Annotated in this window: 11 protein-coding genes; 5 read left to right on the top strand and 6 right to left on the bottom strand. The window is 57.3% G+C overall.

The window, feature by feature from the left end:
- Positions 1–3: 3 nt before the first annotated feature.
- Together KO499_RS06875 and KO499_RS06870 are read right to left on the bottom strand one after the other, a co-directional pair.
- Positions 4–864 carry an ABC transporter substrate-binding protein gene (locus KO499_RS06875; RefSeq protein WP_215982954.1) on the bottom strand — a complete coding sequence of 287 codons (861 nt, stop codon included), beginning with the start codon at positions 862–864 and terminating at the stop codon, positions 4–6.
- Positions 865–879: 15 nt separating this feature from the next.
- The gene (locus tag KO499_RS06870) at positions 880–2,928 is read right to left on the bottom strand and encodes a TonB-dependent receptor domain-containing protein (protein WP_215982953.1); all 2,049 of its coding nucleotides are present in this window, start codon (positions 2,926–2,928) and stop codon (positions 880–882) included.
- A 291-nt stretch (positions 2,929–3,219) separates the two neighbouring features.
- Here KO499_RS06870 and KO499_RS06865 point away from each other — a divergent pair, with 291 nt between their 5' ends.
- Entirely contained in the window at positions 3,220–5,424 is a 2,205-nt protein-coding gene (locus KO499_RS06865) for a TonB-dependent receptor domain-containing protein (RefSeq protein WP_215982952.1), read from the top strand.
- Between the two features lie 61 nt (positions 5,425–5,485).
- Here KO499_RS06865 and KO499_RS06860 read toward each other — a convergent pair whose 3' ends face one another.
- The gene (locus tag KO499_RS06860; RefSeq protein ID WP_215982951.1) at positions 5,486–6,409 is read right to left on the bottom strand and encodes a LysR family transcriptional regulator; all 924 of its coding nucleotides are present in this window, start codon (positions 6,407–6,409) and stop codon (positions 5,486–5,488) included.
- Positions 6,410–6,530: 121 nt separating this feature from the next.
- On the opposite strand from KO499_RS06860, the gene KO499_RS06855 reads away from it, so the two are divergent.
- The 4 genes from KO499_RS06855 to KO499_RS06840 all read left to right on the top strand — a co-directional run bounded on the left by KO499_RS06855 (position 6,531) and on the right by KO499_RS06840 (position 10,295).
- Positions 6,531–7,472: an ABC transporter substrate-binding protein gene (locus KO499_RS06855; protein ID WP_228339773.1), complete on the top strand. Its 942-nt coding sequence runs from the start codon at positions 6,531–6,533 to the stop codon at positions 7,470–7,472.
- A gap of 62 nt (positions 7,473–7,534) precedes the next feature.
- Entirely contained in the window at positions 7,535–8,497 is a 963-nt protein-coding gene (locus KO499_RS06850) for a FecCD family ABC transporter permease (RefSeq protein WP_215982950.1), read from the top strand.
- Positions 8,494–9,501, top strand: a complete 1,008-nt coding sequence (locus KO499_RS06845; RefSeq protein WP_323133325.1) for an iron ABC transporter permease — start codon at positions 8,494–8,496, stop codon at positions 9,499–9,501. Before KO499_RS06850 ends, KO499_RS06845 begins: the two co-directional genes overlap by 4 nt.
- Positions 9,498–10,295, top strand: coding sequence for an ABC transporter ATP-binding protein (locus KO499_RS06840; RefSeq protein ID WP_215982949.1), 798 nt, complete (start codon positions 9,498–9,500; stop codon positions 10,293–10,295). The genes KO499_RS06845 and KO499_RS06840 overlap by 4 nt, the downstream gene beginning before the upstream one ends.
- A 260-nt stretch (positions 10,296–10,555) precedes the next feature.
- On the opposite strand, the gene glcF is transcribed toward KO499_RS06840, so the two are convergent.
- The 3 genes from glcF to KO499_RS06825 are packed head-to-tail and all read right to left on the bottom strand — an operon-like array spanning position 10,556 to position 14,299.
- Positions 10,556–11,764: a glycolate oxidase subunit GlcF gene (gene glcF, locus KO499_RS06835; RefSeq protein WP_215982948.1), complete on the bottom strand. Its 1,209-nt coding sequence runs from the start codon at positions 11,762–11,764 to the stop codon at positions 10,556–10,558.
- Positions 11,765–11,766: 2 nt separating this feature from the next.
- Entirely contained in the window at positions 11,767–12,834 is a 1,068-nt protein-coding gene (glcE, locus tag KO499_RS06830) for a glycolate oxidase subunit GlcE (protein WP_215982947.1), read from the bottom strand.
- Positions 12,827–14,299: an FAD-linked oxidase C-terminal domain-containing protein gene (locus tag KO499_RS06825; RefSeq protein ID WP_215982946.1), complete on the bottom strand. Its 1,473-nt coding sequence runs from the start codon at positions 14,297–14,299 to the stop codon at positions 12,827–12,829. Before KO499_RS06825 ends, glcE begins: the two co-directional genes overlap by 8 nt.
- Between the last annotated feature and the right edge of the window lie 28 nt (positions 14,300–14,327).

Raw genomic sequence — 14,327 nt, 5'->3', positions numbered from 1 at the left:
GGATCAGTCCAGTGCCCGGGCCACCTCATCCACCTGCAGTCGGACGCTCTGGAGGCCACCGCCAGACAGGTACCAGAGCGCGGGATCCAATCTGACCACCCGAGTACCGACCTTTTCCGTCTGGACACTGCGCAATGCATCATCCGCCATAGCGTCCGCGCCGATGGCGGCACTTCGATCAACAACAAGCAGGACATCCGGCGCCATGACCGCCAGCTGCTCTGCCGTCACCGGGTAAAATGTCCGTGTCCCGCGTGTGACCGGCTTGACAGTGGCAGGAACATCCGGTGATTTCAGACCAAGCAACTCAACGACAACCGGCTCGTTACGAAGAGAAAACCGGCCGTCGTTGTGGGTAACCACCGTTACCGTTCCGGCATCTGCCAAACGGGATCTCTGTTCCTCTGCATAACTCCAGAGTGACTTCAGCGCCCGGTCAGCAGCTTGTCCACGCCCATATAAATTCGCCAGATCGTGAACCTGCGCAGCAACGGCATCCCTGTAGCTGCCCCCGGCGAGGGCGAGTTCGTGCACGTCGGCCAGACTCTTCACTTCTTCGATCATGTCACCCTGCCGGCCAGTCATCAGCACCAGGTCCGGACTGAGGTCCCTGATCGTTTCCAGGTCCGGTTCTTTCAGGCTACCCGAGTCTGGTAGCGACTGACCAAATTGGGCCAGATAATCCGGCAGGCCGCGATGCGGTGTTGCCAGGACCCGGTCACCTGCACCCAGTTCAATCAGGGTATCCAGAGCACCGTGATCATAGCTGATTACGGTTGGCCCCTTGTCTGTGTGACCTGTGGCGCAGCCTGCCAGCAGCAGGCCTGCCAGTGCGCCGGTAACTGTCTTTTTTCGAATACTCATCGTCATCTCTCCAGATTAAAAATCAACGGTCAGGCCGACATTCAGCTGACGCCCGTCAAGGACCACTTCGTAGTCGTCATTGGTAACTTCTTTGTCGGTAAGGTTGTAAATGCCGGCTTTAACACGAGCAGTCGAGTTAAGTGCGTAGACCAGACCAGCATCCAGAAACGCGTAGCCCGGGGTACCCTCGGCCATGCTGGTACGGCTCAGATAGTCACTGGTCTCGCCCCGGTAGTTGCCCTGGGCCCAGAAACCGAGTCCCTGCCTGGCCTGCCAGTTGATAGAGACGTTGGCCATATGTTCCGGAATCTTGTTGAGGGGCTCGCCTGCAAAGTCTCCCGTTTTCTGTTCAGAATCGGTGTAGGTGTAGCTCGAGCTCAGGCGCACAGCCGGTGTAACATCGTAATCAAAGGTAAGCTCAATGCCCTGCATCTGTGCTTCATCAATGTTGGTCCGCGTGGCGAGGAATTGGTATACAACCCCTTCATACGTGCAGTCGGTATTCCAGGTGGAGGGATCATTCCGGTCGGGATTTACGGTTTCGCAGTACCTGTCTTCCGCAATCTTGTCCTCGAACCTGGTATGGAAAGCCACGGCACTCAACATGATATCCCTGGCCGCGTTATTGAATACAAAACCAAGCTCATAGTTGGTACTGGTCTCCGGATCCAGCTCCGAATTACCAATAATGAGCGCCCGCGGATTGTTGCGTCCCGGAATGGAATCCCAGCCACCACCACCCGTGGCACGACCAAACCCCTCGGTTGCATCGGACAGTGTCGGCTGTTTATAACCGGTGGAAACGCCACCCTTGATCGTCCACTGATTGGTCATACGGTAGTTGGCATAAACACGTGGGCTCAGATGGCCACCAAACAGTTCATCGTCGTCATAACGGACGCCGGTCGTCAGGGTCAGCTTGTCAGTCAGGTTCCATTCCATCTCCGCGTACACCGCAGCCAGCCATCGATCCATGGTTTCCACAGCTGTCGGCACGTTAGCGGTGAGCAACCCATTGGTGTCATCTGCCAACTCCTCGTATTTGTACTGCCCTCCGATGGTCACAACATGGCGATCCCAGAAGTAGCTCGCCTGGGTATTAAATGTGCTGGTTTGCTCTTTCTTCTCCTGTACCTGCACTCGCTCAGATATATCGTGCTGCAGGTAGGTGCTGGTCATCAGGTTGCCATAGCTACCCTTGTGCCCGAGGGTGTATACATCCTTGTCATACCGGGTGGAGGAAGTCTCATCATCAGCTGCGATACTGATACCGGCCGTATGAGCATATTCTTTGGTGGAACTGGTATAACCGGCGGTGAACTCATTCTCATCATCCGGGGTCAGGTACAGCGTCACGCCTCCCTGACGAGTATCCGTTTCCGGCGTGCTTTCAGCATTGTCATCTCCACCGATGTAATTGCTTTCCTCCAGGCCCAGCCAGCTTCCGAATACCTGGGCCCCAAGCAGGCCCTGCACGATTGGCGCACTGGTCGCAAAACTGACCTTCTGACTATCGTTGTTGATGTCATTAAAAGACTTGGTGTATTCCGTCGTAATCGAGCCGGAAACCTCATCGGTCGGCTTCCTGGTGATGATATTCACCACGCCACCCATGGCACTGGAACCATACAGCGATGACATCGGGCCGCGAATCACCTCTACCCGTTCAATCATCGAAACCGGGGGCAGCCCAATCTGCTTGCCGCCATCCGTTCCGTTAGTATTGACCAGCCGTCCATCCGATACCGGGCGCCCGTCAATCAGATACAGCGTGTAGCTATCATCCATGCCCCGAATACTGACATCCTGTGAGGCGCCGCCACCGGTGACGTAGACACCAGGGATATTCTCCACAGCGTCGACAATGCTCCTGTAGGACTTTTTCTCCAGTTCCTCGCCAGAAATAGTGGAAATGCTGGCCGGCGCATCTGAAATGTTCTGCTCGAAGCCTGCGGCGGTGACTACGATCTCATCCAGTTCACGAATCGAGCCCTGGGCCATCGCGGCAGAGCCAGCGGATATCATGGCGACTGCAGATGCCATGAGAGAAACCTGACGGTTCATAAACTACTCCTTGTGTTACGCATAGAACCGGCACCACACCCGTAGTATTGCCAGAATCCAGTCAATGCGAATGATTATCAGGCGCAAACATTACCACAAGGAAACAGTCCAGGTGTTTGCAGGATACGTCCCACTTTCCGAAACGATTTGAGAGCAGCGGAAGACGGCTGAACTCCGACACACTTCGTTCCAGAAACTGGAACCTATCGTCCCACCGCAATCTCTTTATTATCGTTTGGTAATGATTATCATTTGTTTTAGGTAATTATTAACAAACCAAAGGAGTTATGCATGGCGTTCCAGAAAAACATGTTGGCGGTAACAATTCCCATCCTATCCACGGGAATATCACTGAACGCCGCAGCCCAATCCCAGCCAACCGAGTTAGACGAGATCGTTGTATCCGCTTCGGGCTTTGAACAGAAAGTGACGGACGCGCCGGCCAGTATCAGTGTGATCAACCAGCAGGCTCTTCAGCAGAACCAGTATTCAAACCTCGCTGAAGCGCTGGAAACTGTTGAGGGTGTGGATGTGCGCCAGGGCACCGGGAAAACTGGCGGCCTGGACATCAGCATTCGCGGATTACCCAGTGAATACACCCTCATCCTGATTGACGGACGACGTCAGAATGCCCCCGGAGGCGTTACCCCAAATGGCTTTGGCGACACATCCACCAGCTTTATGCCCCCAGTGTCAGCCATTGAACGCATCGAGGTCATTCGCGGGCCAATGTCTACGCTGTACGGTTCCGACGCCATTGGTGGCGTGGTGAATATCATCACCAAAAAAGTCTCCGACGAATGGATCGGATCCGTTTCCCTTGAACATACGTTCCAGGAACATCGGGAATACGGCGACACCGGAAAAACCAGCTTCTACACCAGTGGCCCGCTGATTGAAAACACACTTGGACTGGCTGTGCGCGGCAGCGTCCTGAATCGTTCCTCATCTGATCTCACTTTTGATGACGGAAGCGAGGTTCCCAAGCGTGGTGTGGCTCCCGTGGACGGTCGTAACAGCAACCTCGGCGCCCGGCTCTCCTTCGTGCCCGTTCAAGGTCATGAGTTTTATCTGGATGCCGAAGCAGGCCGTCAGGTTTATAACAACGACAATTGCCAACTGGGCACACTGGATGGACGGGCCAGTTCCGACTGTGAGCCAGAGGGCAACAACGAAGCAGACGGCTACTCCGATGAACTCCGGTTCAATCGCGACCAGATCGCTCTGGGTCACTCCAGCCAACTTGATTTCGGCACCTGGTCAAACGACGTCACTTACAACATTACCGAAACCGAGGGCAGAACTCTGCCAGGTACTTTCGGCGAGTCATACGACCCACCCTACGAGAATCTGATCGGCGGCGAAGACCGCGAACTTGAATCCCGGGACATGGTTTTCGATACCAAACTTGTCGCCCCCATCGGCACTGACCATATCGCTACTGTGGGCGCCCAATACCGTGATACCGAGTTAACCGACGGCATTTCCGGCACCACCTTCGAGCAAAGCTCCTGGGCTCTGTTCGCAGAAGATGAATGGTACCTGCGGGATGATCTGGCACTCACACTGGGCGGTCGCTATGAAGATCACGATGCATTCTCGGGCCACTTCACCCCCAGGGCTTACCTGGTATGGAGCACCACACCGTCCTGGACTTTCAAAGGCGGCGTCAGCAAAGGCTACAAAACCCCGGAAATCAGCGACCTTCACGATGGCATCAACGGGGTGACCGGCCAGGGTCAAATCATCACCATTGGCACCCCGGACCTTGAACCTGAAAAGAGCACCAACTACGAGGTTGGCGCCTACTACGACAACCGGAACGGTTTTAAAGCAAACGCCACCGTGTTCTATACACAGTTCAAGGACAAGATTGATGACGGAACCTCCGTCACCATCAGTGGCAACCCGAACATTCCCGATGGCACTTATGACCAGCTGGCTAACATTGGAGAGGCGGAAACCCGTGGCGTTGAATTGGCCTCAAGCTGGCAGTTCGCCCCGGACTGGAGCGTGCGCGGTAGCTACACCTACACCGACAGCGAACAGAAAAGCGGCGACAACAAAGGTGCCAAGCTCACCAACACACCGGAACATGTACTTCATGCCCGGCTGAACTGGGCGGCAACGGAAAAACTCAGCCTTTGGATGTCTGGTGAGTACCGTGGCGAGCGTACGCGATTCACGACCAAAGAAGAAAACTACGACGCAGAAGAACAGGCAATTTTTGACGCCGTCGGTGATCTGGATGCCTATGCCCTGTTCCATCTGGGCGGATCCTATCGGGCAACGAACACAGTCACACTGACCGCGACGATTTACAACCTGTTTGACAAGGACTTTCTGTCAGGTGGTGAGTGGAGCTACATCGATGGCTCAGGAGACACTCAGACAGGCTGGGCCTCTGATTACATCTACGAGAACAAAGGCATGGCTCAGGGGGGCTCTATCGAACAGGGCCGCCGTCTCTGGCTAGCAGCCACCATCGACTTCTAAGGCAATCGTCTTCCGTTAACTCTGTTCAGGGAGAGGCCATCCGGCCTCTCCTTTTTTTTACTCACGCTGAAGCCTGGCACTCTTGTCCAGCGGCAGCCCACTCCACCGGCACGGCCTCGCGTATATGGGCAATGAACGCTCGCACACGTCGGGGTAAATGACCGTGCGGGTACAGCAGGGTCACTGGCAGTTGCGGCCCCTGCCAATCAGGCAGACAACACTGAAAGCTACCCGGGTGAGACCGCATCCGGAGCTCCACCAACCAGTGAGGCATCAATCCAAGTCCCCGGCCACCGGCGATCACATCACCCTGGACACAGAACTGATCAACGGTCAGACGACGGGCAGGAATCGCAACAGGATACGATGCTTGCCTCGAGCTATAGAGCTGTAAGTCGCTTCCGCTTTCACCCACAACATCCACCCAGGGATGTTCCGCCAGCTCTCCGGGCGTTGTCGGCATACCATGCTCACCAAAGTATCCAGGACTACCGAAAACCCCCTGAGTCAGGCTGCCCAGTGTTTCCTGGCGCAAGACGGTTTCGCCAACCGGCCCGAGCCACAGGCATACGCCACTTTCCATACTATCCGGTACTGAACGCTGGGTGTGGATGGCCACCTGTAGGCCATGATGATCAGCCAGAAAGGTTTCCACCAGTCTGGAGAACCAACCCCGAACCAACGATTCATGGCACTTGAGAACCAGCTCACCGGACACGTCTTCCTTCAACTCGTCCAGCGCCTCACCGGCCCGGGCCAGCAATGCCAATACATCATGACTGTAACGATAGAAAACCCGACCGGCCTCGTTCGGAACAATCTTTCTGGATTTTCGCAGCAGCAGCGGCTGACCCAGGGCATCCTCAAGGTTTTTTATCCGACGACTAAGCGTTGACTTTGGCAGGCCCAGGTCCAAGGTGCTGGCTGCCAGGCTTCCCGTTCTGACGACAGAGACAAAAGCCTCCAGTTCTCTAAGATCACGCATGAATATATTCCAGAAAACGAAACGTATCGTTCCAAAAATTCGCTTTATAATACTAATGCGAACGATTATCATCTTTTTTCCTAAAACTTTCCACCCGAACCGACCCACTGGACTACCAACCATGCGCCTACCCGCCATACTGCCTCCTTCGATGCTTGCTGGCTTATTACTGACCATGATTTCAGGCCTCAGCCTGGCAGACGAACGCACCGTCGACACGGCTTTCGGAAAGGTGACCATCGAAGGCCAACCGCAACGGATTGTGACTCTCTATGAGGGAGCTCTGGATACAGCCCTGGCCGTTGGCGCCCATGCCGTCGGGGCCGTCATCACGCGCGGCGGCACCGATGTAGCGGATTACATCAAGCCCCGCGCAGGTGATATCGCGATCGTCGGAACGCCGGGAGAAACCAATCTGGAAGCGGTAATTGCAGCCCGCCCTGATCTGATTCTCGCAGCGCCCAGAACCAGCCGGGAACAGTTCGAACTGCTCTCCCATATTGCCCCGGTCGTTGCTTCGGACATCCCTTTGTTCCAGCCCGACACCTGGAAACGGGAAACCCGTCTTTACGCCGAAGCACTCGGGCGCGCCGGGGAAGCTGAAGACATCATTCGCCGTGTCGAGACCCGGGCTGCCGAAGTCGCCGCGGTGGTTGAGCAGGCGGTCCAGGACAACGAAAGGGACGCCATTCTGGCTCGCTGGATGCCGCAAGGCCCGATGATCATGTCGACCGGGATCTTTTCGGCCAGCCTGCTCAAGGCTGCCGGGTTCGATATCCGGGGTCAGTCGCTTGTTGATGAAGGCCGTCCACACAGCCAGACACTCAGCCTTGAGAACCTATCGGCCATGAACCAGAACTGGATATTTCTGGCCACTCTGAACGAGGACGGTCGTAAAGCTCTGGACGCAGCCAAGGCATCACCAGCCTTTGCCCGGCTTGAAGCCGTTGAAACCGATCAGGTCATCCCGGTGGACGGACAGTTATGGACAAGCGCCAGCGGTCCCCTGGCAGCCCTGGCCATTCTTGATGAGATTGAAGACGCTGTTCGTTCCAGACCATGACAGCAGCGGCCCCGGCCACTTCGGCTTCAGGAAAACCACGTGCAAAGATACCGCCATGGTTCATGGCGGCATCTTTGCTTGTAGCACTCATTTTCATGAGCCTGCTCCTGGGCGCAGGACCGGTATCGATAACCGATTCCATGCTGGCGCTGGTCCGACAAGGATCCGATGAGGCGCGTTTTATCATCATGGAACTGCGTGTACCGCGAACCCTGATTGCCATGACCACGGGGGTGGCACTCGGTCTGGCCGGTGCCCTCCTGCAATCCATGACCCGCAATCCTCTTGCCGAGCCCGGCCTGCTAGGCGTGAGTGCTGGCAGCGGGTTCGCCGTTGCGGTAGCCATTCTCCTGGGCGCCACCAACGCAACCCTGACCACACTGGTCGCGCAGATTGGTGCACTTGTCGGCTGCGCTGTCGTCATCGCGGCGACCCGGGTACATGGTCTGGGCAATGATCCGGTAAGATTGGTGCTCGCCGGCGCGACACTCTCAGGCCTTCTTCTTGCGCTCACCTCGATGATGATGTTGGTTGACCAGCGCGCTGCCGATGAAATCCGGTTCTGGATTATCGGCAGCGTCGCCGGCAAAACTCTGGGCGACCTGACCTCAACCCTTCCGTCAATCATCCTTGCCATCGGTATAGTGGCAGTGGTTGCCAGGCCCCTGGCGGCCATGGCCCTCGGTGAGAAATCAGCGGTCGGGCTTGGCCATCACCCCGGGCGGGTTAGGTTTCTGGTAGTTCTGGCTGTGGCTCTGCTTGTGGGCGCAGCGACCGCACTCGCCGGGCCTTTGATCTTCGTCGGGCTGGTTGTTCCGTTTATTGCAAGGGCACTGGCCGGCCCTGATATCCGAAGAACGCTCTGGTACTGTCTGGCAGTCGGCCCTTGCGTAATGCTCGCTGCAGATATTCTGTCCCGGCTTTTGGTTGTTCCCGCTGAACTACCACTGGGCGTCCTGACGGCACTGATTGGCGCCCCGGTGCTGTTGCTTATCGTTCGAGCCGGAAGGATGCCGTCACTGTGACCCGGACTGCACTCTTCTCCAACCGACGCACTGTCATTGCCAACACCGTTCTTCTCTTGGCCATGCTGACGGTAGTGCTTGCCTCACTGGCCATGGGCACCCTGCACATTCCGCCCGACCAGGTCGTCCATGCTCTGCTTGGGCAAGGCGATCCGCTCACCAGAATGGTAGTCCACGACCTGCGTTTACAACGAAGCATTGCTGGCCTGGCGAGCGGCGCGGCATTGGCCGTGGCAGGTTGTGTTATGCAATCTCTGGCCCGGAACCGACTCGCCACTCCGGGCATCATCGGAATTGATAACGCCGCGACGGCCTTTGCCGTTGCCTCCGTTGTCGGCACCGGTATCGCACTGGCGCCTTCCACCATGGCGCTGGTTGGCGCTGCAACCGCTACAGCACTGGCTTTTGGCCTGGCTGGCGCAAATGGCACCCGGGGATACCGGTTTATCATTGCAGGTCTGGGCATTGGCGCGATCGCCGGTGCGATCACCCAGTTGATGCTTAGTCAGGTCGCCATCGACGACGCCAACGCAGCTTATCCCTGGACCGTTGGCAGCCTTAACAGTCGAGATCGCACCAGCATCCTGATTCTGTCCGCCGGGCTCCTGACCGGATATCTGTGCCTGCAGGCTCTGGCCCGGTCTCTGAATGCACTTCAGTTTTCCGATCCGGTTGCCGTTGCCCTTGGCATCCGGCTCAGAACCCTCAGGGTCATCGGGCTCAGTCTGTCCGTCTTACTCACCGGATGCGCTGTTGCAGTGTGCGGTCCCGTGGGCCTGATTGCCCTGATCGCACCGGAACTGGCAAGGACTGTCTGCCGGCCTGGGCGAATGCCGATCACCGCCTCCGCGCTCGCCGGAGCAACCCTGATGCTGGCTGCCGATACCATTGGACGAACTCTGTTTTCCCCCCTGGAAGTTCCTGTCGGTGTCATAACTGCAATCCTGGGCAGTCCCTACCTGTTGTGGATCCTGCTGCGCCCTGCCAATCGGAGTATGAGATGAATCAAAACGCTGTGCATACGCTTGCGGCTGAGCAACTGAGTCTGGCTCACGGAAAAACGGTGATATCCGAAGGCCTCGATCTTACCTTGCCCACCAGCAAGGTGACGGCCATTGTGGGTCCCAATGGTTGCGGCAAATCCACACTGCTGAACGGGCTGGCACGTATCCACAAACCCAGTGCGGGTTCCGTACTCCTCAATGGCCGGGACATTCACACGCTTCCCACCCGAACGGTGGCTCAGCGCCTTGCGCTTCTGCCACAGGACAACACAGCTCCGGAAGGCCTCACTGTCAGCGATCTCATCCGTTTCGGGCGCCAGCCCCATCAGGGCTGGCTGTCTGCCTGGAACCACGACGATCAACAGGCGTTTGAAACAGCAGTAACCGCCGGTGATCTCGAAGACCTGTTAGACCGGCCTCTGGACACACTTTCAGGAGGCCAACGACAGCGGGCGTGGATAGCCATGGCCGTGGCACAACAAACGCCCTTGCTTCTTCTGGACGAGCCTACTTCTGCCCTGGATCTGGGCCATCAGATCGAAGTCTTCGAGCTGATCCGGACCCTGAGCGGTCAGGGAAAAACCATTGCCATGGTCGTTCATGATCTGGCGAGTGCCAGTCGCTACGCCGACCACATGATTGCCATGAAAGGTGGCCGGGTGCTCCGGGAAGGATCGCCCCGACAGGTGGTGACTCCCGAACTCGTTCGCGATCTGTACGGAATTCACTGCGATCTGATTGAAGACCCTGCCACCGGCAGCCCGCTCCTGGTTAACGTGAGGCGTGCGCATTGAGTATGCACTCCCGGCTCAGCTTCTGGCTGAGCGCCCTGCACTGCGGCCTGAGGGCATTGCCCCTGTCATTGCTGTGGTCCGCCCGTAATCTGGACTGAATTCAATCCAGAGATCAGCCATCATCCCTGACAAAGGATTTCACTCCCTGTGGTTCGGTAATTTTCCGGAAATCATAGCGGAAAAGTCGTGTACTTGAGGCAGGTGGAAAAGGGTCGGATGAGCATGTCACCCGACCCTTTTCCTAACGCAGTTATCAGAACTTACTGATCCAGAAGCTCGATCCAGTGCTGCACCGGCACTGGTGATTTTGTTTCCAGATGCATCTGGCAGCCGATGTTGGCGGTTACGATGCGATCAGGGTTATCGACAGTCAGCGCCTTGAGTTTGTTACCCAACAGCTTCTGACTCATCTCCGGCTGCGTGACCGAGTAGGTACCGGCCGAGCCACAGCAAAGGTGCTTATCCCTGGTGGCCGCCAGGTTTACGCCGGCCTTCGTCAGGACCTGCTCAACCACGCCATTCTGCTGCATGGCGTGCTGCAGGGTGCACGGGCAGTGGAAAGCAACCTTGCCGGGGCTCTGGCGCAGCTTGAGCTTATCCAGATCCTGCTCCAGCAGGAAGGCACCAATGTCGGTGCACAGCTCGCTGACTTTCCGGGCTTTGGCAGCATAGACCGGATCGTCTTTCAGCAGGTGTCCGTACTCCTGGACCATGGCACCACAGCCAGACGCCGTCATGATGATCGCTTCGGCACCCGCATCAATCGCCGGCCACCAGGCATCAATGTTCTGGCGCATTCTTTCCAGGCCTTTTTCATGCTCAGAAAGGTGATAGTTCACTGCACCACAACAACCGGCCTCCGGAGCTTCCACCATAGTGATGCCCAGCCGGTCCAGCACCCTCGCAGCAGATGCATTGGTGTTGGGCGTGGCTGAGGGCTGCACGCAGCCCGCCAGCGCCAGCACGATTCGGCTATGACTGGCGGCCGGCCAGGGGCTCGCCTGTTTTCTGGGTGGCACCTTGGTGCGCAGTTTCTCAGGCAGCACCGGGCGGAAGACTTGCCCCAGTCGAAGCATCAGGCCAAATACCTGGCGGTTCGGAATGACCCGTGCCAGGGCCCAGCGCAGCCACTTGTCTTTCGGTTCCCGGGGTAGCTCCTTTTCCAGGAGGCCACGACTGATGTCCACCAGGCGACCATACTGCACCCCGGAGGGACAGGTGGTCTCACAGCTGCGGCAGGTCAGGCAGCGATCCAGATGCTCCCGGGTTTTCTCGGTAACATCCGCCCCTTCCAGAAACATTTTCATCAGGTAGATCCGGCCTCGTGGACCGTCTCGTTCGTCGTTCAGTTCCTGATAGGTCGGGCAGGTTGCTGTACAGAATCCACAATGCACACAAGCTCGCAGGATGGATTCGGCTTCCTGGCCTTCCTTGGTGTTGGCAAATTGTTGAACCAGATTCGTTTGCATAATTACAACCAGCTGTATAAACGTCCAGGGTTGAAGATACTATCCGGATCAAAGGCGTTCTTGATTCGGCGTTGAATACCTTTCAAGGCCTCCGGCTGATGGTGCATGACTTCACCAGTGCGGTCACCGCCGCGGAACAGGCTGACCTGGCCTCCGGCTGCGCGTGCGGCGGGCTCCAGATCACTGAGCTCACCGGCAGCCCGGAACCAGCGCTGAGAACCGGCCCAGTCGATAAACCAGTTGCCTTCCAGCGCCGGCGTTGCAGCCGTCGAACCCACCGAGAAGCGCCACAGAGGCACGTCATTACCGGCGAAAAACTCATGCTGTATGTCCTGAACCTGCTGCCAGAACCGGTCGCCCTGCTCCATCACCTCACCCGACCATTTCTCGGCGGTGGCTTCAACTCCGGATTTCGCTCCGGAGAGGCGCAGATAGGCCTTGCCATCCACCCAGCAGGCGGCGGTGATTGGTTTGGACTCGGCTGCGCGGCGGTTCATATAATGAATCACCTCGTCCATGCCCATGTCCTGAACCAGAGTCAGTGAGGCAGCTGGTTTCGGCATGACTTTCAGGCTGATTTCGGTGATCACGCCCAGGGTACCGAGAGCGCCAGCCTGAAGGCGGGATACGTCATAGCCGGCCACGTTTTTCATGACCTGACCGCCAAAGCGAAGGTGCTCACCTTTGCCGTTCAGCAGTCGGATACCAAGCACCTGATCACGCACCGAACCCGCCCAGGGGCGGCCCGGTCCGGAAAGGTTGCAGGCCAGGGTGCCGCCGATGGTAGAGGCAGTACCAAAATGAGGTGGCTCGAAATGAAGGCACTGTCCCTGCTCTGCCAGAGTTGCCTCGATTTCACTCAGCGGCGTGCCGGCACGAACGGTCAGGACCAGTTCCACCGGATGGTAATCCACGATACCTGTGTGCTCAGCCACGCTGAGGGTTCCGGCATCAGGGTCGGACTCACGGCCCATGAAGGCCTTGGTTCCACCACCGACGATATTCAGTTTCTGCCCGCTGTCACGGGCCTGGAGCACCTGCTCCTTCAATTGTTGAAAATTATCAGCCATGGGCGGCTACCGTATGGTCGTGCGTGTGTTGTTTGTGTTCAAGGGAGCGGTATTCCTGGCAAAAACGCAGGGCTGGTACACCCTTGCCCGGATTCAGGATACCGGCGGGATCAAACGCGGCCTTTACGTCATGGAACTGCTGCAGTTCCTCGTCGTTGAACTGCACCGCCATCTGGCGGATCTTCTCGACACCAACGCCGTGCTCACCGGTGATACAGCCACCGACCTCGACACACATTTCCAGGATTCGAGCCCCAAACGCTTCGGTGCGCTCAAATTCGCCCGGCACATTGGCATCAAACAGAATCAACGGGTGCAGATTACCGTCACCGGCGTGGAACACGTTGGCAACGCGCAGACCAAATTCCTCGGACATCTTCTCCATTTCCGTCAGAACGTTGGCAATCTCACGTCGGGGAATGGTGCCATCCATGCAGTAGTAATCCGGAGAGATCCGGCCCACCGCCGGAAAGGCGGATTTTCGGCCTTTCCACAGCAGGGCGCGTTCCTCTTCGCTCTGGGAGGTGCGAACAGAGGTAGCACCAAGCTTGCGGAACACTTCCTCCGCCTCGGCAATGTGCTCGTGAACTTCCTCCTCAGTACCATCCACCTCACACAACAACAAGGCCCTGGCATCCCGCGGGTAGCCAGCCTGGGCAAAGTCATCCGCCGCAACAATGGCGTGGCCATCCATCATTTCCAGGCCACCAGGGATGATGCCATGGGCAATGATTCCACCCACGGCGTCACCACCTTTCTGGACATCATCAAATCCGGCCATGACGACCCGGGCCACTTCCGGCTTCGGCAGCAGCTTCACTTTGACTTCCGTCACCACACCCAGCAGACCTTCAGAGCCGGTCATCAGCGCCAGCAGGTCCATGCCACAACTATCCAGACCATCACTGCCCACCATCACCACATCACCCTCAGCGGTCACCATTTCGACGCTGAGAATGTTGTGAACGGTCAACCCGTACTTGAGGCAGTGCACACCGCCCGAGTTCTCAGCCACATTGCCACCAATGGTGCAGGCAATCTGGGATGAGGGATCCGGACCGTAATACAGACCATACTGGGCCGCTTCCTCGCTGATGGCGAGGTTTCGGACACCGGGCTGGAGCCGGGCCGTTCGTGCCAGCGGGTCAATTTCAACGATACGATTGAACTTGGCCAGCGACAGCACCACGCCTTCTTTGTTAGGCATGGCACCGGCACTGAGCCCGGTCCCGGCACCACGAGCCACGACAGGTACCGCATTCTCGTTGCAGATGCGCATTACCCGCTGCACCTGTTCAACGGTCTCTGGCAGTACCACCAGCAACGGCATCTCGCAATACATGGACATGCCATCGCATTCGTAAGGCTTCATGGTTTCGTCATCGGTGATGACATACTCCGGATCGATAAACGTCCGGAACTGTTCCGCCAACTCGGCTTTGCTGACTTTCGGCTTTGTCGTCATAGCATTCTCTGGGTGTGAATTACGTCAG

Source organism: Marinobacter sp. F3R08, from assembly GCF_018860425.1.
Taxonomy (GTDB): domain Bacteria; phylum Pseudomonadota; class Gammaproteobacteria; order Pseudomonadales; family Oleiphilaceae; genus Marinobacter.
The sequence above is the reverse complement of the archived record's forward strand: the minus strand, read 5'-3'. Positions and strand labels throughout refer to the sequence as shown.